The sequence below is a fragment of the [Clostridium] saccharolyticum WM1 genome, from assembly GCF_000144625.1.
In the GTDB taxonomy this organism is placed as follows: Bacteria; Bacillota; Clostridia; order Lachnospirales; family Lachnospiraceae; genus Lacrimispora; species Lacrimispora saccharolytica.
This window is the reverse complement of record NC_014376.1, coordinates 2,018,603-2,044,066: the sequence shown is the minus strand read 5'-3', so window position 1 is coordinate 2,044,066 and position 25,464 is coordinate 2,018,603. Positions and strand designations below refer to the sequence as shown.

Sequence of the window (25,464 nt, the reverse complement as noted above, 5' to 3'; positions counted from 1 at the left end):
CATTTTTTACGAAACAATAGCATAATAGAGTATAAAAAAAAGAAAAAGGAAGTTTTAATGGTAATGAACAAAAATTCTCTTGCCGTTGGCATTATCGCCGAATATAACCCCTTCCACAATGGACATGCCTACCATATCAGGAAGGCTAAGGAAATGACGCAGGCAGACTACTGCATCGTGGTCATGAGCGGAGATTTTGTCCAAAGAGGCGCTCCTGCCATCTATGATAAATACACCAGAACAGCCATGGCCCTGTCCTGCGGAGCCGACCTTGTAATAGAGATCCCCTCCGTCTTTGCCTCCAGCAGCGCAGAGGATTTTGCTGCCTGCGGGGTCGCCCTTCTCAACAATCTGGGGGTGGCCGGCAGCCTCTGCTTTGGAAGCGAATGCGGAGATGTGGAAAAACTTTCCGGTATTGCTTCTATTTTAGCCACAGAACCCACTGTTTATACGAAGGAACTGCGCAAGGAGCTGAAAAAGGGGGCCACCTTTCCGGAAGCCAGAAACCAGGCTCTGATCTCCTGCGGAATTCTAAAAAATGAGGAGTCTTCTGTTTTGGTATCACCAAACAACATCCTAGGAATTGAATATTGTAAGGCCCTTTACCGGCAAAAGAGTCCCATTGTTCCTGTCACCCTTTCCAGGAAAGGCTGCGGTTATCACGATACCAGCCTGGTTACAGAACATTTCAGTTCTGCCACCGGTATCAGAAAAGCCCTTTATGATAACCCGGATATCTTAAAGGATGCAGAATCTGCCCTGATACAGGTACCGGCTGCGGTCAGGCAGATGATGGCTCAGGGCTACCCTGTGTTTCCCGAAGATTTCAGTGCTCTGCTAAATACATCTCTTTTAAAACTGGACCATGAAGGAATACCCTTTCATAAGTATGCCGATGTTTCAGAGGAACTGGGTGCAAGGCTTTTCAAACAGCTTACGGATTTCCTTCCTTTTGAAGAAAGAATCAACCGGTTAAAGACAAGGCAGTATACTTATACCCGAATCAGCCGTGCTCTTCTCCATATCGCTTTGGGCATCACTTCCCATGAGACCGCTTTAGGGAGAAATGCCGGTTACGCTCCATATGCCAGGGTATTAGGCTTTAAAAAGACTTCTGCTAACCTTATGGGAGAAATAAAAAAGAGAGGGAACATCCCTCTCATTACAAAAACCGCAGATGCCAGGCTCATCCTATCCGGTACGGCCTGGTCCATGCTTCAGCGGGATTTTTACTGTTCCCACATCTACCAGACCATTGTTCAGAATAAATACCATATACAAATGAAAAATGAGTTCACCCATTCCGTCGTCATCTTATGACAGCGGCTGAACAAATTCCCGGATCCTGTCTTTATATAGAAGAAACCGTGATTTGGGTACTACGATCCCCTGTTTCCACATCTCAAGGAGCTGTTCAAAGGTGACAAATTTGGCATCCACCACTTCTTCTTTTTGAATGATTATATCCTTTATAATGACATTTTGCCTTGTGATATAAGTATCTACAAAACGCTCCTTCAGACGGATGGTATGGATCAGAAGGAGCTGCTCTTTTTCCGCCCGGACTCCGGCCTCTTCCGATAGCTCCCGAAGTGCCCCTTCCACACTTGTTTCACCCATAAGAACAGAACCCCCGGTACACTCCCACATAAGGCCATAGGGCTTATCCGGATGCCTCCTGGTCAGTAAAATTTCCTGATCCTCGTTCACCAGCCATACATCCGCAACGAGATGATATTCCCCCTGGTTCAGCGGAACTCCCCGGACATGGGTTTTTCCGGTGGCCACTCTGTTTTCATCGTAAACATCCCAAAGCTCCATAAGCCATTCCTCCCGAACTAAGAATCAGCTGGTGCAGTTAAAAGTTTCCGCCATTCCATCCCCAGTGATCCACTTCCTCATATTTCACATAAATTTTATCCTGGGCAATGGAAAGCACATCTTTGTAGATTTTGCAAATCTCAGCAGTCAGCCGGTCATAATCACGTGCTGATGCATGACCGAAAATTTTCACTTCCACAAAAGCCATCTTTGTATTATTTTTTCCTTTAAAGTAAAGAGAACAGTTATCTTCAAATCCAACCATGAGCCAGCTTTCCGATTTGCCGGGAATCAGGCTGACTGCCTGTCCGAGTCTGGTCTTCAAGGTTGTTTTTTCTTCTTCTGATAATGAGACATTTACTTTCGAATTAATAAAAGGCATTGACAACTCCTCCTTAAGTGATTTTATATATCATACCACATATCATCATAAATTACCATCTGCTTTCGGTTTTATATCCGCTTCCAGCAATAAGCCGGAAAGGGTCAGTCTGCCATGAAGAAATTGAAGGATTTCCTCTATCTCTTTTTGGTTGTCCTTTTTTCCGCCCTGTTTTACTGCCCGGATGAGAATGTTCTTTGGCGTATGCTCCATATCGATAAATTCCAGAATCTGGGTGCGGTATCCCTGGTTTTCCAGTATTTCCGCCCTAAGTGCATCGGTATAAAGGGCTGCCATCCGTTCCCGGATGAGTCCATATTGAAATACTGGTGCCATAAGCTCCTGGCGCATGGTTTTATTCAGCTCATGCTGGCAGCATGGAACAGACAAAATGACTGAGGCCCCCCAGCGGACTGCCTTTGCAAGGGCATAATCCGTAGCGGTATCACAGGCATGAAGAGTCACCACCATGTCTACATGATCCACTCCTTCATAGGAAGCAATATCTCCATGATAAAATTTTAACTTATCATATCCATACCGCTCTCCCAAACGGTTGCAGTCATTAATGACCGTCTGCTTTAGATCCAGTCCAATAATTTGAATGGAATATCCCTTCAGCTCATGAAGATAGTAATACATAGCAAAGGTCAGATAAGATTTTCCACATCCAAAATCAATGATTACATTCTCTCTGTTCTTATGAAGCCTGGGAAGAATGTCCTCAATAAATTCCAAAAAACGGTTGATTTGCCGAAACTTGTCATACCGGGAAGCAATGATTTTTCCTTCTTCCGTCATGACCCCCAAATCCACCAGAAAGGGAACCGGCACCCCTTCTTTTAATAGATAAGCCTTTTGCCGGTTATGCCGGGGAACCGGAGAAGGCACCTCAATCTTTTGCTGCCGTTTCACCTTGATGCTTAAGACCCCTTTTTTACTCACCAGGACTCTTACCTGACCTTTCCCGGATTCAAGCTCCATCTGACGCAGTCTTCCATCCAGAAGATCTTCTATATAGCTGATACATTCTTCAGCCGTATAATTTCTATGAAAAGCCTGGGTTCCTACCAGCTCCTCTGCCTGAAAGACCAGGTTTCCCTTTAGCAAAAGCGGGCGTACCTTTACTTTGGAAACGCCCTGCTTATCCGCCGGATTGCTGATCACGATCCGAAGCAGATTTTCATCAAGAAATTCCCTTCCGATCTGTATGAGTTTATCTCTTTCCATTTGTTCCATGAATCAGACAATTCCTTTCCATTTTCCTGCCTATGCATTTGGGGCAAAAGGGTATGCCCTTGAGTGTTTCTGCTTTCAGTTTTCTGCCTCCACCCAGCTTGCCCGCAGTAACTCCGGATAAGGTTCCAGATGTGCATAATCGTTAAAGCGTTCCACAAAAAAACGCCTTGTTTTTTCATCCCAGTGCACTTCCGTGATGCTGCAGTTTTCAAGGGAATTTCCAAGAATCCGGTAATACTTCGGGTCCATACGAAGCAATGCCGAGGTCACGGTGCGGATCACCCCTCCATGAGTCACAACCGCTGCATGTTTATATCCGCTTGCGGCAATTTCCTCAAAAACCGGCATTGCCCGCCGAATGACATCCCCGGCGCATTCGCCTCCAGGATAAGGCAGATCCTTTTCCATACGTTCCTGTTCTTTCTTAAAATCCAAGAATCTTGCTCCAATCTCCTCATCCGCCAGACCTTCCATTTCTCCAAAGGAAATCTCTTTAAGCTCCTGTCTTATGATGTGTTCTGCGTTCCAGTAACGGTTCGCCTCCCCGGCAGTCTCCACTGCCCGGATCAAATGGCTGGAATACACTGCCTCAATGCCTTTGGAAGCCAGCCGTTTTCCCACCAGGGCCGACTGGAGGAGGCCTTCTTTGGACAAAGCTACATCAATATTGCAGAGCTTACTGTTTTGCCGTCCATGGCGAATCAAATAAATATTCATCTGCCGAATCCTTTCTACGCCGGTGCTTAATTCTTAAAGCTATGGATAGGCGCCGGAATCCGTCCGCCTCTTGATATGAATTTCTCACAGGAGTATCTGCTCACCGGCATAACAGGAGCATATCCTAAAAGACCGCCGAATTCCACCGTATCTCCCACAGATTTTCCTATTACCGGAATTATACGGACTGCAGTGGTCTTCTGGTTTACCATACCGATGGCGGATTCGTCTGCAATGATGCCTGCTATGGTGGTAGCCGGCGTATCTCCTGGAATCGCGATCATATCAAGTCCCACAGAACAAACACAGGTCATTGCCTCCAGTTTTTCAATGTTCAGTGCTCCCATTGCCACTGCATCGATCATCCCCTGATCTTCGCTGACCGGAATAAAGGCACCGCTTAAACCGCCTACGTAAGAGGATGCCATGACGCCGCCCTTTTTCACCTGGTCATTTAACAGGGCAAGGGCGGCCGTAGTACCAGGCGCACCAACCCGCTCCAGGCCGATCTCTTCCAGGATTTCAGCCACGCTGTCACCCACGGCAGGAGTAGGTGCAAGGGATAAATCGATGATCCCAAATGGAACGTCCAGTCTTTTGGATGCCTCCTGGGCCACAAGCTGTCCCACACGGGTTATCTTAAAGGCTGTTTTCTTAATGGTCTCGCAAAGAACACCAAAATCCTTTCCTCTGGCCGCTTCAATGGCGGTCTTAACAACCCCAGGACCGCTGACTCCTACGTTAATAATTGTTTCTGCTTCCGTCACTCCATGGAATGCTCCTGCCATAAAGGGATTATCATCGGGTGCATTGCAGAATACCACCAGCTTGGCACATCCCAGAGAATCCCTGTCCCCGGTGGCTTTTGCCGTTTCCACTACGATTTCTCCCATAAGGGCAACGGAATCCATATTGATACCAGTCTTCGTGGAGCCTACATTGACGGAGCTGCACACCCGTTCCGTGCATGCAAGGGCTTTTGGTATGGAACAGATCAGGTTTTTATCCGCTGCGGTCATTCCTTTGCTTACCAGGGCGGAATAGCCGCCGATGAAATTCACGCCTACCTCTTTGGCCGCACGGTCAAGGGTTTGTGCGATGGTTACGAAATCCTCCGGACTTTTGCAGGCTGCTCCGCCTACTAAGGCAATGGGGGTCACGGAAATTCTTTTATTCACAATGGGGATTCCAAAATCCTTTTCGATCTCCTTTCCCACTGCCACAAGATTCTTTGCAACGGTTGTGATCTTGTTGTAAATCTTTTCATTTACAGCATTTAAATCACCATCGCTGCAGTCAAGAAGGCTGATACCCATGGTAATGGTACGTACATCAAGCAGTTCCTGTTCAATCATTTTATTGGTTTCATTTACTTCAAACATATTTAACATATCGGGAACCCATCCTTTTCTTAAGCCTTGACTTCATCATCAGATCCGGTGCATACTGGTGAAAATTTCCTCTCGCTGGCACTTTACCTTTACGCCGATTTCATCACCGATCCGTTCCAGTTCATCGGCCAGCTCCCCAAAAGGCTTAGGTGCGTCATTGATATCCACAATCATCATCATATTAAAGAATCCCTGGACAATGGTCTGGGAAATGTCCAATATGTTCACCTTGTTGCCAGCCAGGTAAGTACAGATCTTGGCTATGATCCCAACCGTGTCTTTTCCAACTACTGTAATAATCGTTTTGTTCATAATACTTCTCCTCTTCAATTAGATTATGATTCTGCGAAACATGACCGGCATTCCGCCTTCGCCGAATGGGCAAGCGATCCTTCTTATTTCGCTCATTATATAGTGATAATTTCCGACATCTGATCCCTTTTTGCAACTGATATGGAAAAATCCGATGCCTTAAATGGATTATCTCCCTCTGTGATTTCAAGCCTTACTGTTTCATAAGCAAGCTCCTCATAATTGTTCTCCTTGCTTAAGTGGCCCAGCAGAATCTTCTTAAGATTTTCATGAAGAATACAGCATAAAAGCCGCCCTGCATTCTCATTGGAAAGGTGTCCGTGATCCCCCAGGATCCTGCGTTTTAAATAATAAGGATAAGGCCCTGCCTGCAGCATATTTACATCATGGTTGGACTCCAAAAGCAATGCATCCAGACCCTGAAGATGTTCAATGATATACTGGTCGTAATGTCCCATATCCGTAGCTACTGCAACAGATTTGTGCCCATGCTGAATCCTGTAAGCCACCGGGTTTGATGCATCGTGGTCAATGGAAAAGGGCTTTACTTCCAGATCTCCCACACAAAAATCCACATCAGGACTGACAGCGTGAAAAAGTTCTCTGGGATATTCTCCAAGATATTTCTGCTTTGATATCTCATCCAGGGTTTCCCTTGTCCCGTAAATCGGAACTCCATACTTCCTGGCCAGAACACCCAGACCTTTTGTGTGGTCAGAGTGTTCATGGGTGATGACGATACCAGTCAGCTCACTTCCCTTTAACCCGATTTCATTTAATCCCTGTTGGATTCTTTTGTTGCTGATCCCGGCATCCACCAGAATATGGGTGGTATCGGAGCCTACATAAATGCAGTTTCCGCTGCTTCCGCTTGCAATACTTACCAATCTCATACTTTCCTCTTTCTTATCCACGCTTTTGGGATATAAAGGGATACCCAAAGGGTATTTCCTCTTTTCCGATGACGCTATTTGAGCATAAAAGGAGGCCCGCAGGAGGCTTCCCGGATATATCCTTCCATGGTGCATTTGCCAAAATCCCGGACTTCCTATGCCCTGTTTTTTAATATTTCAGCCAGTTGTCCCCTTACTTCCTCCATAGAACCATCATTTTCGATAACCCGTGTGCAACGGCTTAAAAATTCTGATTCAGAGGCCTGGCTGGCTATGATACGTTCTGAATGCTCTCTCGTATAGCCCCGGTTTTCTGCCAGACGGCGGATCCGGTTCTCCTTTGAGGTGCGGACATACCACATTTCCTCCCAGGCTTCATCCGTTTTTTCATTCATAATTGCAAATTCTACCACAATAAGCCCTGCTTGGGAAGCAGAAATTTTATGCCTTATGGTTTTCCATACCATCGGGTGGATGATGTCATCTACGGTTTCCCTTACTCTGTCATCCTGAAAAATACATGCAGCCAAAGCCTTGCGGTCAATGGTCCCGTCCGGATTCAGGAAGCCCTTCCCCAGGGCTTTTGTCAACGCAAGATAACCTTCCTTTCCCGGTTCCATCAACTGATGCGCCACCTCATCCGCTTTGATCACTTCCGCACCGTACTCTTTCTTTAAAATAGAAAGAACCATGCTTTTTCCAGCTCCAACCCCTCCGGTCAGTCCAATCACTCTCATTCTGCCTCACTCCTTTATTTGGCATCAAACCAGGAATCCCCTGCATTGGCCTCTACTTCAAGAGAAACTGCAAGATCTGCTGCATGCTTCATTTCTTCCGCCAGAAGTTCCTTTACCTGGTCTGCCTCTTCCCTGTATGCTTCAATGAGAAGTTCATCATGAACCTGAAGGACGATCCGGGATCTTAATCCCTGTTTTCTTAAGGCACCATCTACCCGTATCATGGCTATCTTAATAATATCCGCCGCAGTACCCTGAATGGGAGAATTCATGGCGACCCGCTCTCCAAAGGAACGCTGCATAAAGTTGGAAGATTTCAGTTCTGGAACAGGGCGGCGTCTTCCGAACATGCTGGCCGCATAGCCCAGTTCCTTCGCTTCGGCCACAAGGCCGTCTAAGAATGTCTTCACTCCCGGATAGGTCTCAAAGTATTTTTCAATATATTCCGAGGCCTCTTTTCTGGTAATGCTTAATCCCTCACTCAGTCCAAAGGAGCTGATTCCATATACAATACCGAAGTTTACAGCCTTTGCATTCCTCCTCTGAAGCGGCGTCACCTCATGAAGCGGGACATGGAATACCTGGGAGGCCGTGATGGCATGGATGTCCTCTGCCTGCTTATAAGCCCCGATCAGACGCTGGTCTCCTGACATATGAGCCAGGACCCTCAGCTCAATCTGGGAATAATCCGCATCTATGAACACACAGCCCTCCTGGGGCACAAAAACCTTTCTGATCTCTCTTCCCAGTTCCATACGCACCGGAATGTTCTGAAGGTTTGGTTCTGTGCTGCTGATCCTTCCGGTGGCAGTAATCGTCTGGTTAAAGGTCCCGTGAATCCGTTCATCAGGCCCGATATAGGCTGCCAGCCCATCCGCATAAGTGGAATTTAATTTGGTCAGCTGCCTGTAATCCAGAATCAGTCTGACCGCAGGCCAGTCAGAGGCAAGCTTTTCCAATACATCAGCAGCCGTAGAATAACCGGTTTTTGTCTTTTTCCCTCCCGGGATTTTCATATGGTCAAAGAGCACCTCTCCCAGCTGTTTGGGGGAATTAATGTTAAAGGTTTCTCCTGTTTCTTCATATATCTTCTGCTCCAGCTCCGCAATCCGTACTTTTAAACGGTCCCCGTATTCCTTCAGCAGCTTTCTTTCCACCCGGATTCCGGCATCTTCCATTCGATACAGACTGTAGGTCAAAGGCATTTCGATTTCATAAAACAGCTTATCCATGCCCGCCTTTTCCAGTGCCTCTTGAAGTAAATCCCGGCTTCTGAATGCCACATAAGACATATAGCAGATACAGGAAACGGCCTTTTCCTTATTTTCCTCCATGGCACGTTTCATCGAGCTTTTTCCTATTAGTTCGGTTCTGGAGGGTATAGAAAGGTCCAGGTAATCCGCTGCCAGATCATTATATTCATAGGAATCCTTTAAAGGATTCAAAAGATATCCGGCTATGCTGGCATCAAATACAGGACTTTCCTCCGTGATTTTTAAAAGGGGAAGCTGACTTTTTAACTGAAGAACTGCCGCCTTTCCTGCCCTTTTACATATCTCCGACCCTTTTTCTGCCAGATATTCCGGCTTAAGAGTCCCCTGGGGTATGAAACAGTAGGATTCCGTTTCACTGAGGCAAAGGGACATGGCTGACAGGGCCTTGTCTTCTATCACCAACTGGATCCCCAGACAACAGCCTTCTTTGCATTTTAGAAATATGGCCTCCGCTTCCAAAAGGTCCGTAACTACATGAAAGCCCGATTCCAGGGAAGCTTCCTCTTCTTCTCCGGGGAAAACAGCAGGGACAAAATCCATGTCCATAATCTTCTGGATCTCTGCCTGTTCCAGGGTTTTTGTATAATCCAGACGGATATCACAGTCCCTGCGAAGAGCGGAAAGCGCTTCCTTTTTCCTGACCTTTTCCTTATTCCTTGTAAGCGTCTCCCTGATCCTGTGAGACTCTATTTTTTCCATCTGCTGATAAATATTTTCAATAGTATGATATTTTTTTATCAAATCACAGGCCGTTTTTTCTCCGATTCCTTTTGCTTCGGTCAAGCCAAAAACTCCTAATAAGTCCCCTGGCTCAAGGCCATATTCTTCCCTGATGCCCTCTATGGAATAAGACTTAAATTCCAGACCATCTTCTCCAACAGCCGGTAATTTAAGGGTCACATGTTCTTCCACAGCCTGCAAAAGCTTCCGGTCTCCGGACAGGAGGATGATTTCCCCTTCCTCTTCCTGACACCTTTTTGCCAATGAGGCCAGTATATCAGAAGATGCATAACCCTTCTTATCAAGAACAGAGATCCCCATAGAATGGAAAGTCTCCTTTAACAGCTCTTCCTGCTTTAAAAGCTCTTCATAAAGTCCTGCACTTTTTAGAAATTCCTTCCGGCCGTTTTCCCTTTCCGAATCAAAGGCCGCAGCAAAATAGTCCGCTTCTTTTGCATCCAGCAGCTTCATGACCATGCTTTGAATCCCTTTCACTCCATTGGAAGGAAGTCCATAAAAAGCATTCTCTGCCATGCTGCTCCCATCAATTAATATAATTCTTTTTCTGTCCATATTTCCTCTTTCCTGCCCTTGTTTTAATGGCATAAAGGGATACCTGCCGGGTATTTCCCACTATTATAATAACCCCCACTGTATCCAGATCCGGCACTGCAGAAGGATTGTTATAACCAGCGCCATGATACTTACCGTTGACACTGCATATCTGGCAATTTTTATACACCGTACCAACTGCAGCCTTTGTCTGGACTGCTCTATGGCAGCCTCCAGCGTTCCTTTTATATTATAATTCCCAGTTTCGGAGTCTAACTGCCGGATTCCTACATCAACCGTAAAGTATATTTCCAGTTCCTCCCTGCATTCCGTACAGGATTCCATATGCGTCAGAAATTCCCCCAGCTCTTCGTCTGTCAATTCATCTTTGATGTAAGGCATGACCAGACGTTCCGCTTCTTTACATGTCATGGCCCAGATACCTCCTTAACCTTATCTTCTGTCTATCATACAATATATTTTGCTTATTTTCAATTTAATAATCTCAAAAAAACACTTGCCAAATGGAATATCCTATGATAAAATAATGAACGTTGTAAGCAAAGCCGGCATGTCGGAATGGCAGACGAGGCGGACTCAAAATCCGTTGATGGCGACATCGTGTGGGTTCAAGTCCCACTGCCGGCACTACACCCTTGGCAGAGGGCAAGGCCTTGGAAAGCTGATTTTTTCAGATTTCCAGGGCCTTTTCTCTGCCCACAGCACTCCCCCGCAGCGATTATTTCCAACAATTTCCAACAATTTTCTTAATTTAGAAAAAAACGCCGCACTACCGCAGCATTTGTGGTATACTGTAAAAAAATCTCGAAAAACAGGGAGGCACTCCTATGAAACGAAATTCCGTCATCACAGCCCTTTTCATTATCTGCGTCCTGATCTTAAGCGGCTGCGGACATAAAAACTATATGAAAATCGACGTATCCACAGCTGCAATCGACGGGGAATCCATGTCCTCTGCCACCGGGGCCCAAAACCCCGGCAATACCGAAAGTCCAGACGGCAAAGCATTGGCATTGGAAAACGAAACCAGCAGAGCTGATTCCGCCGCCCGCATCTCTACCGTTATTCACACCTATGAGGAAGGAAAAGTTTCCATTGAATATCCGTCTATTACCGGATTAGAGGATGGAGAGAAAGAGAAAAAGATCAATGCCCTGTTAAAGAGCAATGCTCTGGAAATACAGAAGGCATGCTCCGTGAATCCGAAATCAGATAGCCTATCCATTACAGCTAAAATAATTTCTGCAGACAGGAAACGGATCACAGCCACATACACCGGATTGTTGTCTGGGGAAGGAGCCGCTCATCCGGTCCATCTGTTTTTTACCAACACCGTCGACATATCCCAGGCAAAAGATATCAGTCTCACAGACTATGCGGACCCCAGGGGATTGGCAGAATACATTCGTTCTTCTGACTGCCAGTTTAATGATACTTCTCCTGAGCTTACAGAAGCCCTACTTCCTTACCTTGCTGAAACCAGCCAGGAAGCATATGTGAAAATGTTTCAAAATGCTGATTTTCCCCTGAAAGCTGAGGGACCAGACAACACTTCCGTATTTCCGGAATCCTTTAGCTATGAGGATCACGGCACCATCATCGTTTCCGTTCCAGTGCCGCACAGTTTGGGCGATTTTGCGCTTATAAAATATACTCCTGAGACAAAATAGGAAAAATAGTTGCCATTTACCCCTTTCTTTGATAAAATAGGACGGAAAATAAAAAGAAATGGGGTAGAAAAATGAGTAACAACGCAAAACTGACAACCCGGGATTATCTGCTCAGCATCCAGTATCTGTCCGCCATATTTGACGCCGCCAGGCTGGTCCCCTTATTGACAGGTCAATTCACCGCCGGCATTATTTTCTGCAGGCGCCGGTATCTTAATATTCCACTGCTGCACTAAATTTAAGGTTCCCTTCTTCTTGGTTTCTCCTTTGTTTTCTGGCTGTTATCACCATAAGATCCAGCCGGAAGAAACCGTGATCCCAGGAAACGTACTTTTAGCACAGAGTGGAATTATTTTTGCAGTCAGAATGACTGGAGGAGCCATTTAAACCTGGAATTGTCATGTTTACTCCGCTATTCGTCATACTCTGCCCTATTTATATGCCCAAGGCTTCTTTCAGTCAGTTCCTGCTCTGAAAGGAATTGCGTCAGGTTATTTTTTGAGAGACAGCCTGGCAACCTTCCGGCCGGTTTTACGGGCTGCCCTGCAATACTACTTCTTCTGAGAACACCGGCGTTTTGGCATCCGCCAGGAATTACAATCCTAAGCTTTTACGATTAATAACTGTATATGCCATGATCCAGAATCAACCTGGCAAAAAGCAAAGCAATGGAATGATTCTGATAATGGGGCTGGATTTCCATATCTTGACGGACTTAACGTTTTAGTAGACTCTATTACATGAAACTCTCAGGTTTTCTTTCTGCATTTATAATCGGTGTTCTCATGAACCTTATCTTGCAGAAAGTTCCTGATACAGGATCAGATCAAAGAAAGGATTAATATTATTATGGACTTTTCAATGGACAATGTAACCATTTTTACCCACCCACTCATTCAGCATAAGATCTCAATTTTAAGAGACAAGAGGACAGGAACCAACGAATTCCGTGCCCTTATCGAGGAAATCGCCATGCTTATGGGATTTGAAGCCTTAAGGGACCTTCCTTTACAGGATGTGGAGGTGGAAACTCCTATTGAGACCTGCATGACCCCAATGATTGCCGGTAAAAAAATGGCTGTCGTTCCTATTCTTCGTGCAGGACTGGGCATGGTTAATGGGATCCTGGCTTTGGTTCCCTCTGCAAAGGTTGGTCATATTGGACTGTACCGGGATGAAGTTACTCATGAGCCTCATGAATACTACTGCAAGCTTCCAAGTCCCATTGAGCAGAGAACCATTGTTGTGACCGATCCCATGCTGGCAACCGGAGGTTCCGCTGTGGCAGCGGTGGATTTCATCAAGCAGCATGGCGGAAGAAACATTAAGTTCATGGCAATTATTGCAGCTCCGGAAGGCTTAAAGAGGCTTCAGGAGTCACATCCGGATATTCAGATCTACATCGGACACCTTGACCGCCAGTTAAATGAAAATGCTTATATCTGTCCTGGTCTTGGAGATGCCGGGGATAGGATTTTCGGCACTAAATAACAAGCAGTGCCAATGAATGGTAAATAAAAACGCGCGTTGATCCGGCATGTTATGCGGAGTCAAAGCGCGTTTTTATTTGCCTGCTTCGGGAGAGGCAGCTTCCAATGATTCTTACCCGATTCCTTTGTATAAAATGCTAAGCCCAAACACCAGGGCCGCCAGAAAAACATAGACAAATTTTGCAGTAAAAAGGTAAGCCGGCCCTAAAGGCTTCTCCCGGCCCTTGTTTAATTCCTCCATGATCTTTCCATCCTTTAAAACCCAATAAATCATGATGGAGCACAATACAGCTCCAAAAGGAACTACGTATATGGTAATCAGATCCATAAAGAATCCCATATAAGGCTCGTATTCAATGAAAAGACCGGGAATAAATACTGCAGCACCCACCAAAAATATCGCCTTTTTCCGGGACAGGTGCAAATGAGTCTGGACAGCCTCCGAGCATACCTCAAGCATATTCACCAGAGAGGTCACCCCTGCAAACAGTACGGAAAGAAAAAACAGCACTGCCACCCATCTTCCCGCCGGTATCATAGAGAAGACCTTGGGAATTGTGATGAACATGAGAGGAGGACCACTTGCAGGGTCCATCTGGAAAGCAAAAACCGCCGGGATAATAGCAAAACCGGCCAAAAGTGCCGCAATCGTATCCAATAATGAGGTGGTTATGGCGGCTTTGGGAATATCCTCCTTCTTATCTAAGTAACTTCCGTAAATAACCATCCCTGAGCCAGTAATGGATAAGGAAAAAAATGCCTGTCCCATAGCCATTACCCAGGTTTCCGGTTTCAGTAAGTATTCCCATCTGGGAACCAGAAGATATTCATAGCCTGCCAAAGCACCCGGGAGGAAAAAGACCCGCACTGCGATGATGGCAAACAAGATGAAAAAGGAGGGCATCATGATCGCATTGACCTTTTCAATGCCCTTTAAAACACCGCCTGCCAGCACAGCCACAGTAATGGCCACCACAAGGAAATGCCAGGGTACACTGCCGAACTTTCCCGTTATGCTGGAAAAGTACTCCCTTGTATCCGTCCTCATCATGGCACCGGACAGAGAACCCAACAGATATTTAAGAACCCAGCCTACTATGATGGCGTAACCAATGGCAATGCCGAAAGAGCCGATCAGAGGAATTGCTCCGAAATATGCTCCTCCCTTTTTCCCCCTGGTCTTCATGGCATAATCGTAGGAACCTATGGGGCCTGTCCCAGTCAGCCTTCCAAAGGCAAACTCGCCGGAAAGCCCTACCATGCCGAATAAAAAAACAAATCCAAAATAAACAAGTAAAAAAGCGGCTCCTCCATACTGACCCAGACGGTAGGGAAACATCCAAATATTTCCCATACCTACCGCTGAGCCGACGGAGGCGAGAATAAACCCGATCCGTGAACCAAAGGTTCCGTTTTTCACCGCAGTGTGTTGATTATCCATTGTACTGTTCCTTATTCCTCACCCATTTTTTTCTCTACGATTTCTCCCTGGTTCTTATAGATAGAATTAGCGTCTACACATCCTCTGACACAGGAAAGGGGATAAATATTGGATTTCGGTCCGATTACGGTTCCCGGATTTAAGACTGCGCCGCATCCAACCTCAGCGAAATCACCTATGATTGCTCCGAACTTCTTAAGCCCTGTCTCAATATCCCCGTCTTCTGCATGAACTGTAACCAGAGACTTATCAGATTTTACATTAGAAGCCAAAGACGAAGCACCCATATGAGACTTATAGCCTAAGATGGAATCTCCCACGTAATTATAATGAGGAACCTGTACACCGTCAAAAAGTATGGAATTTTTAATTTCAGAGGAATTTCCTACGACAGCTCCCTCTCCAATGATGGCATTGCCTCTGATAAATGCACAATGGCGGATCTGTGCTCCCTTGCAGATAATTACATGTTCCCCCATACAGGCGGTTGGCGGAAGGTTAATGGACTTGTGGATCCACACTGCTTTTCCTACATGAACAAATTCATCTTTTGGAAGACGCTCTCCAAGGGAAACAATGAATTCACTGATTTTTGGAAGGATCTCCCATGGATAGGTGGTCTGTTCAAATAACAATTTAGCTATGGTATGATTGGTATCAAATAAGTCCTGGTTTGTCATATCTTCTTTTTTCATTTTTAAATCTCCTATTTTGGTTTTTTATAATTAGCTGCCGCAGCGTCAAATACACCGTGAAGGTCATAATGATTGTTAAGCCTCAAAACTCCCGCTGTTCGGCCGGCAACAAAATTTTCCAGTTTCTCCATATATTCTCCCGGGGTTATGGTCCCCTCAGCCACATAATTCAACCCTTTTTCCCAGCTTGCCGTCAATTCCGGATTAAGGAGCTGTCTGATGGAGGCATTGACCACATCAAAAATCATTTCGCCTAAAAGAGTGGGAACGATTACCTGGGTCTTACTGTTTAAGGACAGATACTTAATATGAAACAGCTTTTTTAAGATTTCAGCCCTGGTAGCACTGGTCCCGATCCCGCTTCCCTTTATCTGGGCGCGGAGCTCTTCATCTTCGATAAGCTGTCCGGCATTTTCCATGGCTAAGATCATGGAACCGGAGGTATACCGTTTGGGCGGTGAGGTTTCTCCTTCCTTAATGGCCAGTTTCTTAAGAGAAAGCTTCATTCCTTTTTTTAAACTTCCAAGCATAGCCACAAATAACGGATTATTCATTTGATTCTGGGAGGATTCCGGATTATTCTCTTCCTGCACAGTTTCTTCCGAAGGTGTTCCACCGTTCCCTTCCTCCTGCTTCTTCTTCCCCCAGGATACCTCTGCAACCTTTAAATAGCCAGCATCCAGCATAACGCGGAAATTCGCATAAAAATGCTCTTTGTTCGTCATTTGATGCTGTAGAGTGGGTTCTGAACCGGGATACACAGATTCTGCCGCAAGCTCCAGGGCATATTTCTGATAGACTGCCGGCGGATAAAAAATGCTGAGGAATCTTCTCGCTATTACTTCATATACCCTGATTCCCAAAGAAGATAAGCCTTTTATTGAAGCAAGACCCTGCCCGGTAGGTATGATTGCATAGTGATCCGTAATCTGTTTATCATTGACATATCTGGTTTTTTCAATGGTCCGGTAAGAGCCCTTTTCCATGACCTCTGCCGCTGCTTCAGACAAAGGCGTAAAACTCTTAAGCCCTCCAATATTCTTATAAATCTCCTTCGCAACCGCCGTGGACAGAACTCTGGCATCGGTTCTTGGATAGGTAACCAGCTTTTTTTCATAAAGCTCCTGAACCAGCTTTAAAGTTTCATCAGGGCTGATCTTAAACATCCTGGAACAGTCATTCTGAAGCTCCGCCAGATTGTAAAGCAGTGGTGGATTTTTTGTTTCCTTTTTCTTTTCTATGGAAACAACGGTTCCTTCCATGGGGTCCATAAGAGACAGTGCGTTTATCAGCTCTTCTGCGTATTGGCGTTCCTTAAAACCGTTTTCCTTATAAAGAAAAGGAGATTCATAATATCTGGAACCGGGAGCACTTCTCCATTCCCCGTCAAAATCCAAACCGGATAATCCGGGGTTGGACGGATCCTCCTTAGAAAAAGTTCCGATTACACGGTAAAACGGAGTTTTCACAAATTCCCTTATCTCCCGCTCTCTCCGCACCACCATCCCCATGACACAGGTCATGACGCGGCCCACAGATATTACCGTGTTCTTCCCGCTTTTTAAGTAATTGGAAATGTGCTGTCCATATCTTAGTGTAAGCAATCGGGAAAAATTAATTCCCATGAGATAATCTTCTTTTGCTCTTAAATAGGCAGATGCCGATAAATTATCGTAATCGGATTCGTCCTTCGCCTCCCGGATGCCTCTTAAAATCTCATCCTCTGTCTGAGAATCAATCCATACACGCTTCTGCTTCTTATCCTTGACTCCTGCCATCTGCGCCACCAGACGGTATATGTATTCTCCCTCCCGTCCGGAGTCCGTGCATACATAAATGGTATCCACATCAGGACGGTTCAGCAGACTGCTTACAATCTTAAATTGCTTTTCAACGCCAGGAATCACCTCATATTTAAACTCCCTTGGTAGAAAGGGAAGGGTGGAAAGACTCCACCGCTTATATTTGGGATCATAGCTTTCCGGATAGCTCATCGTTACCAGATGCCCCACGCACCAGGTTATGATCACCTGGTCCGATTCCATGTATCCATCCCTGCGTCTTCCATTCGCCTTTAAAGCATTGGCAAATTCCTGGGCCACACTTGGTTTTTCTGCAATGTATAACGATTTTGACATGTCTCTCCCTACTGCCTTTTGATAGTAACCCTTCTATTATAACATTAAATTTCATGAATAGCAATTATTTCTGACAACTATGATTTTGCAGAACTCTTTCTTTTATATTCAGACAGGATAACGGAAGCAAACATCAGCGTACATCCTGCCGCCAGCTTTAAGGTCACCGATTCCCCCAGAAAGATAACGGAAAACACCAGACCGAATACCGATTCAAAGGATAAAATAATGGAGGAGGTATTGGGGCTTAAATGCTTCTGCCCCACATTCTGTAAAAGAAAACAGAGCATGGTACTGAAAATCCCAAGATACAGAAGGCTTATCATCATAGAGGAACCGATAACCCTAAAATCAAAGAAGCCTTCCAGAAGAGGTGCCATTGCCCAGCTCAGCATTGCCGCCACCACCATCTGGATCACGGTCAAGGCTATGGGATCGTGGTCTTCTGTATAACGGTCAATGAAAACAATATGAAAGGCAAAGAAAAAGCCGCATATCAAGGTCATTACATCCCCGATATTCACAGAAAGATTTCCTTCCAGGGATAAAAGCCCAAGTCCCAGCACTGCAATCACAGCCGCTGCCACATTGTTTCCGGAAGGTCTTTTCTTATTATAGAACCAATGGAGAAAGGGCACCAGGATCACATACAACGTAGTGATAAAAGCATTTTTGCTGGCAGTGGTGTATTGAAGACCATAGGTCTGAAAAAAATAGCTGACAAACAAAAATACACCTAAAAGCCCGCCGCACATTACATCAGTCTTACAGATTTTTCTCACCCGTTTCCAAAATACGGCTACCAGTGCTGCGGAGGCTATGGTAAAGCGCAGCGCCAGCAAATAAGCGGGAGTAATCACCTCCACAGAATTTTTCATCACAACAAAAGCACTGCCCCATATGATCGTTGTTATAACCAGCCCTACGGCGGACAATGCCTTGATTCCTTTACCAGCCTGTTTGTTCATTTGTACACCTGATGTCCTTTCACATAAGAGCAGGGGCGCAGTATCCTGCGTCCCTGGTTTATCTTTTGTCACTTTTATTAGATATTGGAAAACTTATAAATGGTGGTTGTTTTATATTCCTCTCCGGCCTTTAATACAGGAGACTGGAATTCCGGTTTGTTCACGGAATCAGGATAATACTGGGTCTCAAAGCAATAGCAGCAGCGATTTCCATAAATTGCACCGTCTTTTCCCTTTGTTCCATTGGTTAAGGAGTTAGCGGTATAAAACTGCATTCCCGGAAGGTCTGTATACACTTCCATACGGATGCCTGTCTGATCTGATTCCGCAGCAGCACTCAGGGAAACTTCTTTGTCCGGGTGATTTAAAACCCAGTTATGGTCATAGCCATTGCCGATAACCAGCGCCTCATAGTCTTCATTAATATCCTGTTCAATCGGCTTCATCACCGTAAAATCCATGGGAGTATCCTTAACAGGAATCAATTCCCCGGTTGGGATGGAACCATTATCCGTTCTTGTATAGGCATCTCCGTCGATCCAGACCCGCTGGTCCATGGCGTTAGTGCTGCCTTGTCCATGAAGATTAAAATAGCTGTGATTGGTGAAATTTGCTACGGTAACCGCATCACAGATCATATGGTAGGAAATTTCAAGACTGTCATCGGCGGTAAGAGTATAGGTTACGGTAATATTTGCATTTCCAGGAAAGCCCTGATCTCCATCCGGAGAAAAGAGTGAAAAGCTGACACTGGTTCCCAAATCAGTTTCCTCTGCCTCACTGTTCCAAAGACGGGTATGGTAAAGATCCGGACCGCTGTGAAGATTATTCGGTCCATTATTGGCTTCCAGTTTGTATTCTTTTCCATTAATGCGGAACCTTGCATCACCGATACGATTGGCGTTCCGTCCTACCGGAGCTCCAAAGTGAGGCGGGTTTATAAGATACTGGTCCGCACGGTCAAATCCCAGGACAACATCAACCATCGTTCCATTCCTGTCAGGCACATTCATGGTAACCCAAACTGCACCCAGATTGGTAAATGAAGCGGAAACTCCGTTTCTGTTTACCAGTGTATACAAATACACCTCTCTTCCATCGGGCATGTTTCCCCAAAGCTCTTTCTTGTATGCCATATTCCTACCTCCATATACCTTTTTACTGAAAGCTCTCTCCCTTTACGGAGAGAGCTTTATGATCCAATTATTCCTTGGCTTTAATATATCCCTTTGCGGTTAAAAGCTCTGCCGAAAGAACCGCACCGCCTGCAGCTCCGCGGACCGTGTTGTGGGACAGTCCCACAAATTTATAATCATAAACAGAGTCTTCTCTTAAACGTCCTACGGAAATACCCATTCCTTTTTCAAAGTCCACATCAAGGGTCACCTGAGGACGGTTATCTTCTTCCAGATACTGAATGAACTGCTTGGGCGCGCTTGGAAGCTCCAGTTCCTGAGGAAGGCCCTTAAAATTCACCATGCGGTCAATCAATTCTTCCTTGGTCGGCTTTTTACGGAATTTTACGAATACTGCAGCCGTATGTCCATTTAAAACCGGCACCCGGATGCACTGGCAGGTAATGACCGGTTCACTCGCTTTCACAATCTCTCCGTTTTCCACCTTACCCCAAAGGCGAAGAGGCTCCTGCTCACTCTTTTCTTCTTCTCCGCCGATATAAGGAATGATGTTTTCTACCATCTCCGGCCAGTCCTTAAAGGTCTTTCCGGCTCCGGATATGGCCTGATAGGTGGTAGCCACCACTTCATATGGCTCAAACTCCTTCCATGCCGTCAAAACAGGAGCATAACTTTGTATGGAACAGTTGGGCTTTACCACAATGAATCCCCGGTCCGTACCCAGACGTTTTTTCTGGTCTTCAATGACTTCAAAATGCTCCGGATTGATCTCCGGAACTACCATAGGTACATCAGGTGTCCAACGATGGGCGCTGTTATTTGATACTACCGGTGTTCCGGTTTTTGCATAAGCTTCCTCAATGGACTTTATTTCTTCCTTAGTCATATCAACAGCGCTGAAAACAAAATCAACGCTGGCTGCAACCGATTCCACTTCATTCACATTCATGACAGATAGTTTTTTCACGGCCTCTGGCATTGGGGTGGTCATTTTCCAACGGCCGCCCACTGCTTCCTCATAAGTCCTGCCGGCAGAACGGGGGCTTGCCGCAACAGTCACCACCTCATACCAGGGATGATTCTCCAGAAGGGATATAAATCTCTGTCCCACCATACCGGTTGCTCCTAAAACGCCAACTCGCAATTTCTTTTCCATCGCTTTCTCCTCATTTCTTTTCATTTTGTAATCCTAACATATGCTAAATTCCTAATTATCCTATAACAAAGTGAAAAAAAAATCAACATTTATTCGCTGGAAAAATACATTTGTGCGCCCCAGAAATACATTTTAACAAAATGTATGCTGCAGTAAAGCACTAAAGACGCACTTTACTGCCTTTTCCATCACGTTTTCCTATCTTCAGCCGGTTTAAGTGAACTTCTTTTTCCTTATAATAAATGACCGGATCCTCGCCTATGAGATGCACTGCCTCCAGCGCCTCCCCCTGAGTCAGCTTAATGCCCCTTACACCTCTGGCATTCTTCTTCATCTCCGGGATTTCCTCTGTGAGGAAACGTAAAAATACGCCGGACGACGTTTGCAGCACCACATCCGTCTGCCCGTTTACCAGCTGGACCCTAAGGAGCATATCATCATCCGGAAGCTTTGTGGCGGCAACGGTCCTGTTGTTGGTTTCAAATTCTTCTCCCGGCACTAGCTTCACAAGGGCCTGCTTTGTGGCGAATAGGAATTTACGCCCTTTCAGTCCCTCTGCATGGCATAGATATACAATTTCTTCCCGTGTTCCGTCAAACTTGCTTAAGTTATCAATAGGGGTTCCCTTATCCCGCAGCTTTCCGCCCGGAATGTCCTGGGCCTTTACCTGATGTAAATTTCCTGTATTGGTAAAGATACAGATCTTGTCCGTATTTAGACAGTTTACCACATATGGGTTCTCTGTTTCAATGGTTTCTTTATTTCTGTCATAGGTAGCCTTATCCAGGATCTTGCAGTAGCCGAAACGGTCCATGACAAAGGTCACTTCAGACACGGGAATCGCTGTTTCATCATAGACGGCTTCCTTTCCATCCTCAATTAAGGTCCTGCGCGGGGTAGCATACTCCTTTTTGATCTGGTCTAAGTCATCCTTGATCACCTTGTCCATGAATTTCCTGTTGGAGAGAATTTTTTCATATTCTGCGATTTTAGCCAACGTCTCCTTATATTCCTTTTCCAACTGAAGGATTTCCAGGCCGATCAGCTTGTAAAGACGCATTTCCAAAATGGCAGTGGCCTGCTTCTCCGTAAAGTGCAGGGTCTTTGCATCCTCTTCAAATCCCTTAACCTTAAAATTGATGTTTGAAATATCTCCGGTCATGAGACAGTTCTTTGCGTCCTTTAGGTTTTTGGATCCTCTTAAAACAGCAATAATCATATCAATGATATCGCAGGCTTTGATAAGGCCTTCCTTAATTTCCTTTTTCTCCAGCTCTTTTTCCAGAAGAGTCTGATATTTTCTGGTTGCATTTTTGTACTGGAAATCCAGATAATTTTTAAGGATCCCTTTTAAGTTCAAGGTTTCCGGCCTGCCATCCGCAATGGCCAGCATATTAACGCCGTAGGTGTCCTCCAGCTTCGTCTTCTTATAAAGAATATTGCGGATCTTTTCCACATCTGCATCCTTACGAAGTTCCAGTACGATCCGGATTCCTTCCTTGTTGGACTGATTTGAGATATCCACCACATCACTCAATTTCTTGCTTTCCACCAGATCGGCCACATCCACCAGAAATTTATTGATCCCGGATCCCACCATGGTGTAAGGAATCTCGGTGATCACCAGTTTGTCCTTATCCGCCTTCCTCTTTCCCAGCTCCACTTCGATCTTTCCACGGAGCTTGATCTTTCCTGCGCCCGTTTCATAGATAGAGGGCAGATCACTTTTATTTGCTATGATGCCCCCTGTCGGAAAATCAGGTCCGGGCAAGTATTCCATCAGCTTACAGATGGAGATATCCGGGTTGTCAATATAAGCCTGAACCGCGTCAATGACCTCACCCAGGTTATGGGAAGGGATGCTGGTACTCATTCCAACGGCAATGCCCTCCGCCCCATTGATCAGTAGATTGGGCACCCGGACTGGCAAAACCTCAGGCTCCTTTTCCGTTTCATCATAATTGGGGATAAAATCTACCGTTTTATCCAAGTCCCTTAAATAAACTTCCTCAGCAAATTTTTCCAGCCTGGCTTCGGTATAACGCATGGCCGCCGCCCCGTCTCCTTCAATGGACCCGAAGTTTCCATGGCCGTTTACCAGGGGCATTCCCTTTTTAAATATCTGAGACATGACCACCAGGGTCTCATAAATGGAGCTGTCGCCGTGGGGATGGTACTTACCCATGGTATCACCTACGATACGGGCCGATTTTCTGTGAGGCTTATCATGGTTTAAACGAAGCTCGCTCATATCATATAATACACGCCGCTGTACCGGCTTTAATCCGTCTCTTGCATCCGGGATTGCTCTGGCTGTAATGACGCTCATGGAATAGTTCATATAGCTCTTCTGCATTTCCTCCGAATACTCTGTTTTTATAATCTTTTCTGACATATTTCCTCTCTTCTGTCCCTGCTTTTCAGACATACAGGTATCCCTGAAGGGGGTTCCTCTCTTCTGTCCCTGCTTTCCGGACATATAGATATCCTGGAAGGGGTTCCTCTTTTCTGCCCCGCTTTCCGGTCATAACGGTATGCCTAACGGTCGGTTCTCTCCCTATGCGTCAATTTCAGCTTCATCCGCATGTTCATAGATAAACTGCCGCCGGGGAAGCACATCGCTGCCCATGAGCATTTCTGTTATCTCTGAAGCCATGCGGGCGTCCTCGATCTCCACCTGCTTTAATACCCGGCGTTCCGGGTCAAGGGTCGTTTCCCAAAGCTGTTCGGCATCCATTTCTCCAAGACCCTTATAACGTTGTAAGGTAAACTCTCCGGTATGGGTCCTGCGGTAGCGTTCCAGCTCTTTTTCATCATAGAGATATTGCTCCTCTCCACGCTTTGGAATGACCTTAAACAACGGCGGCATGGCAATGAACACGTGGCCGTTATAAATCAGCTCCGGCATAAACCGGTATAAAAAGGTGAGCAAAAGGGTATCAATATGGCTTCCGTCCACATCCGCATCCGTCATGAGGATGATTTTGTGGTACCGCAGCTTTGAAATGTCAAAATCATTGCCATAGCCTTCGGAAAATCCGCAGCCAAAGGTGTTGATCATGGTCTTAATCTCCGCATTAGCCAGAACCTTGTCCATGGAAGCCTTTTCCACATTTAATATCTTTCCGCGGATGGGAAGAATGGCCTGATACTGCCGGTTCCGGGCAGTCTTCGCAGAACCTCCCGCGGAATCTCCCTCTACAATAAAGATCTCGCATTTTTCCGCTTCCCGGCTTTCACAGTTTGCCAGCTTTCCATTGCTGTCAAAAGAGAATCTGGATTTGGAAAGCATGTTGGTCTTGGCTTTTTCCTCTGCCTTCCGTATCTTTGCAGACTTTTCCGCACATCCGATCACTGCTTTTAAAACCTCTAAATTTCGGTCAAAATACCGCTGCAGCTCGTCGCCGGTTACGGTGAATACTGCCTTCGTGGCATCTGCGCTGGCCAGCTTTGTCTTAGTCTGGCCTTCAAAAATAGGGTCCGGATGCTTCACTGCCACAACGGCTGTCAGACCATTTCTCGTATCTGCACCGGTAAAATTAGCATCCTTTTCTTTTAATATTCCCAATTCTCTTGCGTAGCTGTTGATCATCTGGGTAAAGCGGGTCTTAAAGCCTGCTAAGTGGGTTCCTCCCTCCTGGGTAAAAATATTATTGCAGAAACCCAGGATATTTTCTTCAAAGGTGTCCACAAACTGCAGGGCGACCTCTATTTCCACCTTGTCCATGGTTCCCTTGAAATAAACAGGATCATGGACTGCTTCCTTCCCGGCATTTAATTCTCTTACATATGCAATGATCCCATCCGGCTCATGATAAACAACGGTTTCCTCTTCTCCCTGCCGTTTGTTCCTATAGATGATTTTAAGAGAAGGATTTAAATAAGCAGTTTCATGAAGGCGGCTTTTCAGCCAGTCTGCTTTAAAACGCGTTTTTTCAAAGATCTCTCCATCCGGAAGGAAGTTGATCTCTGTACCCGTTTCTTTTGTTTTTCCTAACGTAGGAAGCAGGCCATCCACCAGTTCTACCGTTGGTATGCCCCGCTCATACTCGTCATAATGAATCAGACCATTTTTATATACTTTAATTTTCATGTGGGCAGACAGGGCATTCACTACAGAAGAACCCACTCCGTGAAGTCCGCCGCTGGTTTTGTAGGCATCATTATCAAATTTGCCGCCTGCATGAAGCGTAGACAAAACCACACGCTCTGCCGATACGCCTTTGCTGTGCATTTCAACCGGAATTCCCCGGCCTGCATCCTTGACAGTGCAGGACCCGTCTGCTTCCAGGGTAACCCATATCTGATCGCAGTAACCTGCCAGATGCTCATCCACAGCATTGTCCACGATCTCATAAATCAAATGGTTCAATCCCTTTGTCCCGACGCTGCCTATATACATACCCGGACGTTTCCGCACTGCTTCAAGACCTTCCAGTACGGTAATACTGTCCGCATTATACTGTGTTTTTGCCATGATACTCCTCCACATCTAGTATTGTCATGTACCATTATACAATGCCTTTTCCATTTTTGGCAAGTTGCTGGCAATTTTTTTCCTATTTTTTATTAAAAAGTATTGTAATTTCCCAGTACCCTATGCTATAATGTAAAACGTGTCAAATGACATTAAGCAGATATAGTTCATTGGTAGAACATCAGCTTCCCAAGCTGAGGAGGCGGGTTCGATTCCCGTTATCTGCTTTTAATC

General features: G+C 45.6%; 22 protein-coding genes and 2 tRNA genes. 6 read left to right on the top strand and 18 right to left on the bottom strand.

Annotated elements, in window-relative coordinates:
* The first annotated feature begins 57 nt into the window (after nucleotides 1-57).
* Complete coding sequence (locus tag CLOSA_RS09570) at nucleotides 58-1,320, top strand: nucleotidyltransferase (RefSeq protein ID WP_013272561.1); 1,263 nt, start codon at nucleotides 58-60, stop codon at nucleotides 1,318-1,320.
* Here CLOSA_RS09570 and CLOSA_RS09565 read toward each other — a convergent pair.
* The 10 genes from CLOSA_RS09565 to CLOSA_RS09520 all read right to left on the bottom strand — a co-directional run bounded on the left by CLOSA_RS09565 (nucleotide 1,315) and on the right by CLOSA_RS09520 (nucleotide 10,470).
* Complete coding sequence (locus CLOSA_RS09565) at nucleotides 1,315-1,821, bottom strand: NUDIX hydrolase (protein ID WP_013272560.1); 507 nt, start codon at nucleotides 1,819-1,821, stop codon at nucleotides 1,315-1,317. The genes CLOSA_RS09570 and CLOSA_RS09565 overlap by 6 nt on opposite strands.
* A gap of 37 nt (nucleotides 1,822-1,858) precedes the next feature.
* Nucleotides 1,859-2,203, bottom strand: coding sequence for a phenylpyruvate tautomerase MIF-related protein (locus tag CLOSA_RS09560; protein WP_013272559.1), 345 nt, complete (start codon nucleotides 2,201-2,203; stop codon nucleotides 1,859-1,861).
* Nucleotides 2,204-2,248: 45 nt separating this feature from the next.
* Nucleotides 2,249-3,442: a class I SAM-dependent methyltransferase gene (locus CLOSA_RS09555; RefSeq protein ID WP_013272558.1), complete on the bottom strand. Its 1,194-nt coding sequence runs from the start codon at nucleotides 3,440-3,442 to the stop codon at nucleotides 2,249-2,251.
* Nucleotides 3,443-3,517: 75 nt separating this feature from the next.
* The gene (locus tag CLOSA_RS09550) at nucleotides 3,518-4,159 is read right to left on the bottom strand and encodes a histidine phosphatase family protein (protein WP_013272557.1); all 642 of its coding nucleotides are present in this window, start codon (nucleotides 4,157-4,159) and stop codon (nucleotides 3,518-3,520) included.
* Nucleotides 4,160-4,185: 26 nt separating this feature from the next.
* Entirely contained in the window at nucleotides 4,186-5,550 is a 1,365-nt protein-coding gene (locus CLOSA_RS09545) for a PFL family protein (protein WP_013272556.1), read from the bottom strand.
* A 39-nt stretch (nucleotides 5,551-5,589) separates the two neighbouring features.
* Nucleotides 5,590-5,862, bottom strand: a complete 273-nt coding sequence (locus tag CLOSA_RS09540; protein ID WP_013272555.1) for an ACT domain-containing protein — start codon at nucleotides 5,860-5,862, stop codon at nucleotides 5,590-5,592.
* A 95-nt stretch (nucleotides 5,863-5,957) separates the two neighbouring features.
* Nucleotides 5,958-6,755 (bottom strand): MBL fold metallo-hydrolase, encoded by a 798-nt coding sequence (locus CLOSA_RS09535; RefSeq protein ID WP_013272554.1) that lies wholly within the window; start codon nucleotides 6,753-6,755, stop codon nucleotides 5,958-5,960.
* A 155-nt stretch (nucleotides 6,756-6,910) separates the two neighbouring features.
* Nucleotides 6,911-7,492 carry a dephospho-CoA kinase gene (gene coaE, locus CLOSA_RS09530; protein WP_013272553.1) on the bottom strand — a complete coding sequence of 194 codons (582 nt, stop codon included), beginning with the start codon at nucleotides 7,490-7,492 and terminating at the stop codon, nucleotides 6,911-6,913.
* 14 nt (nucleotides 7,493-7,506) lie between these two features.
* The gene (gene polA, locus CLOSA_RS09525; RefSeq protein WP_013272552.1) at nucleotides 7,507-10,059 is read right to left on the bottom strand and encodes a DNA polymerase I; all 2,553 of its coding nucleotides are present in this window, start codon (nucleotides 10,057-10,059) and stop codon (nucleotides 7,507-7,509) included.
* Nucleotides 10,060-10,122: 63 nt separating this feature from the next.
* Nucleotides 10,123-10,470 (bottom strand): anti-sigma factor family protein, encoded by a 348-nt coding sequence (locus CLOSA_RS09520; RefSeq protein WP_013272551.1) that lies wholly within the window; start codon nucleotides 10,468-10,470, stop codon nucleotides 10,123-10,125.
* 133 nt (nucleotides 10,471-10,603) lie between these two features.
* Between CLOSA_RS09520 and CLOSA_RS09515 the strand changes: the two genes are divergently transcribed.
* The 4 genes from CLOSA_RS09515 to upp all read left to right on the top strand — a co-directional run bounded on the left by CLOSA_RS09515 (nucleotide 10,604) and on the right by upp (nucleotide 13,220).
* Nucleotides 10,604-10,686 (top strand) — tRNA-Leu (locus CLOSA_RS09515).
* A 200-nt stretch (nucleotides 10,687-10,886) separates the two neighbouring features.
* Complete coding sequence (locus CLOSA_RS09510; protein ID WP_013272550.1) at nucleotides 10,887-11,729, top strand: hypothetical protein; 843 nt, start codon at nucleotides 10,887-10,889, stop codon at nucleotides 11,727-11,729.
* A 71-nt stretch (nucleotides 11,730-11,800) separates the two neighbouring features.
* Nucleotides 11,801-11,965: a hypothetical protein gene (locus CLOSA_RS22655; RefSeq protein WP_157669011.1), complete on the top strand. Its 165-nt coding sequence runs from the start codon at nucleotides 11,801-11,803 to the stop codon at nucleotides 11,963-11,965.
* Nucleotides 11,966-12,590: 625 nt separating this feature from the next.
* A complete protein-coding gene (gene upp, locus CLOSA_RS09505; protein WP_041709079.1) occupies nucleotides 12,591-13,220 on the top strand; it encodes a uracil phosphoribosyltransferase in 630 nt (209 codons plus the stop codon).
* A gap of 111 nt (nucleotides 13,221-13,331) precedes the next feature.
* On the opposite strand, the gene CLOSA_RS09500 is transcribed toward upp, so the two are convergent.
* From CLOSA_RS09500 to CLOSA_RS09465, 8 genes are all read right to left on the bottom strand, one after another.
* Nucleotides 13,332-14,660, bottom strand: a complete 1,329-nt coding sequence (locus CLOSA_RS09500; protein ID WP_013272548.1) for a sodium-dependent transporter — start codon at nucleotides 14,658-14,660, stop codon at nucleotides 13,332-13,334.
* Nucleotides 14,661-14,671: 11 nt separating this feature from the next.
* The gene (locus tag CLOSA_RS09495) at nucleotides 14,672-15,355 is read right to left on the bottom strand and encodes an LbetaH domain-containing protein (protein WP_013272547.1); all 684 of its coding nucleotides are present in this window, start codon (nucleotides 15,353-15,355) and stop codon (nucleotides 14,672-14,674) included.
* An 11-nt stretch (nucleotides 15,356-15,366) separates the two neighbouring features.
* Complete coding sequence (locus CLOSA_RS09490) at nucleotides 15,367-17,493, bottom strand: DNA topoisomerase (RefSeq protein ID WP_013272546.1); 2,127 nt, start codon at nucleotides 17,491-17,493, stop codon at nucleotides 15,367-15,369.
* 77 nt (nucleotides 17,494-17,570) lie between these two features.
* Nucleotides 17,571-18,461, bottom strand: coding sequence for a DMT family transporter (locus tag CLOSA_RS09485; protein ID WP_013272545.1), 891 nt, complete (start codon nucleotides 18,459-18,461; stop codon nucleotides 17,571-17,573).
* Nucleotides 18,462-18,538: 77 nt separating this feature from the next.
* Nucleotides 18,539-19,597: an aldose epimerase family protein gene (locus CLOSA_RS09480; protein WP_013272544.1), complete on the bottom strand. Its 1,059-nt coding sequence runs from the start codon at nucleotides 19,595-19,597 to the stop codon at nucleotides 18,539-18,541.
* A gap of 67 nt (nucleotides 19,598-19,664) precedes the next feature.
* Complete coding sequence (gene asd, locus CLOSA_RS09475; protein ID WP_013272543.1) at nucleotides 19,665-20,753, bottom strand: aspartate-semialdehyde dehydrogenase; 1,089 nt, start codon at nucleotides 20,751-20,753, stop codon at nucleotides 19,665-19,667.
* A gap of 160 nt (nucleotides 20,754-20,913) precedes the next feature.
* Nucleotides 20,914-23,148, bottom strand: coding sequence for a DNA gyrase/topoisomerase IV subunit A (locus CLOSA_RS09470; RefSeq protein WP_041709077.1), 2,235 nt, complete (start codon nucleotides 23,146-23,148; stop codon nucleotides 20,914-20,916).
* 162 nt (nucleotides 23,149-23,310) lie between these two features.
* The gene (locus CLOSA_RS09465) at nucleotides 23,311-25,230 is read right to left on the bottom strand and encodes a DNA gyrase/topoisomerase IV subunit B (protein WP_013272541.1); all 1,920 of its coding nucleotides are present in this window, start codon (nucleotides 25,228-25,230) and stop codon (nucleotides 23,311-23,313) included.
* A 156-nt stretch (nucleotides 25,231-25,386) separates the two neighbouring features.
* Between CLOSA_RS09465 and CLOSA_RS09460 the strand changes: the two genes are divergently transcribed.
* Nucleotides 25,387-25,457: transfer RNA gene (locus CLOSA_RS09460), tRNA-Gly, on the top strand.
* Nucleotides 25,458-25,464: the final 7 nt, after the last annotated feature.

What these genes read in the sequence shown, in the direction of transcription:
- CLOSA_RS09550 (WP_013272557.1), bottom strand. Translation starts at nt 4,159, where the DNA reads ATGAATATTTATTTGATTCGCCATGGACGGCAAAACAGTAAGCTCTGC.
- CLOSA_RS09470 (WP_041709077.1), bottom strand. Translation starts at nt 23,148, where the DNA reads ATGTCAGAAAAGATTATAAAAACAGAGTATTCGGAGGAAATGCAGAAG.
- CLOSA_RS09570 (WP_013272561.1), top strand. Translation starts at nt 58, where the DNA reads ATGGTAATGAACAAAAATTCTCTTGCCGTTGGCATTATCGCCGAATAT.
- upp (WP_041709079.1), top strand. Translation starts at nt 12,591, where the DNA reads ATGGACAATGTAACCATTTTTACCCACCCACTCATTCAGCATAAGATC.
- CLOSA_RS09535 (WP_013272554.1), bottom strand. Translation starts at nt 6,755, where the DNA reads ATGAGATTGGTAAGTATTGCAAGCGGAAGCAGCGGAAACTGCATTTAT.
- CLOSA_RS09560 (WP_013272559.1), bottom strand. Translation starts at nt 2,203, where the DNA reads ATGCCTTTTATTAATTCGAAAGTAAATGTCTCATTATCAGAAGAAGAA.
- CLOSA_RS09495 (WP_013272547.1), bottom strand. Translation starts at nt 15,355, where the DNA reads ATGAAAAAAGAAGATATGACAAACCAGGACTTATTTGATACCAATCAT.
- CLOSA_RS09540 (WP_013272555.1), bottom strand. Translation starts at nt 5,862, where the DNA reads ATGAACAAAACGATTATTACAGTAGTTGGAAAAGACACGGTTGGGATC.
- CLOSA_RS09510 (WP_013272550.1), top strand. Translation starts at nt 10,887, where the DNA reads ATGAAACGAAATTCCGTCATCACAGCCCTTTTCATTATCTGCGTCCTG.
- CLOSA_RS09485 (WP_013272545.1), bottom strand. Translation starts at nt 18,461, where the DNA reads ATGAACAAACAGGCTGGTAAAGGAATCAAGGCATTGTCCGCCGTAGGG.
- CLOSA_RS09480 (WP_013272544.1), bottom strand. Translation starts at nt 19,597, where the DNA reads ATGGCATACAAGAAAGAGCTTTGGGGAAACATGCCCGATGGAAGAGAG.
- CLOSA_RS22655 (WP_157669011.1), top strand. Translation starts at nt 11,801, where the DNA reads ATGAGTAACAACGCAAAACTGACAACCCGGGATTATCTGCTCAGCATC.
- CLOSA_RS09545 (WP_013272556.1), bottom strand. Translation starts at nt 5,550, where the DNA reads ATGTTAAATATGTTTGAAGTAAATGAAACCAATAAAATGATTGAACAG.
- coaE (WP_013272553.1), bottom strand. Translation starts at nt 7,492, where the DNA reads ATGAGAGTGATTGGACTGACCGGAGGGGTTGGAGCTGGAAAAAGCATG.
- CLOSA_RS09500 (WP_013272548.1), bottom strand. Translation starts at nt 14,660, where the DNA reads ATGGATAATCAACACACTGCGGTGAAAAACGGAACCTTTGGTTCACGG.
- CLOSA_RS09490 (WP_013272546.1), bottom strand. Translation starts at nt 17,493, where the DNA reads ATGTCAAAATCGTTATACATTGCAGAAAAACCAAGTGTGGCCCAGGAA.
- CLOSA_RS09465 (WP_013272541.1), bottom strand. Translation starts at nt 25,230, where the DNA reads ATGGCAAAAACACAGTATAATGCGGACAGTATTACCGTACTGGAAGGT.
- CLOSA_RS09555 (WP_013272558.1), bottom strand. Translation starts at nt 3,442, where the DNA reads ATGGAACAAATGGAAAGAGATAAACTCATACAGATCGGAAGGGAATTT.
- asd (WP_013272543.1), bottom strand. Translation starts at nt 20,753, where the DNA reads ATGGAAAAGAAATTGCGAGTTGGCGTTTTAGGAGCAACCGGTATGGTG.
- CLOSA_RS09565 (WP_013272560.1), bottom strand. Translation starts at nt 1,821, where the DNA reads ATGGAGCTTTGGGATGTTTACGATGAAAACAGAGTGGCCACCGGAAAA.
- CLOSA_RS09520 (WP_013272551.1), bottom strand. Translation starts at nt 10,470, where the DNA reads ATGACATGTAAAGAAGCGGAACGTCTGGTCATGCCTTACATCAAAGAT.
- polA (WP_013272552.1), bottom strand. Translation starts at nt 10,059, where the DNA reads ATGGACAGAAAAAGAATTATATTAATTGATGGGAGCAGCATGGCAGAG.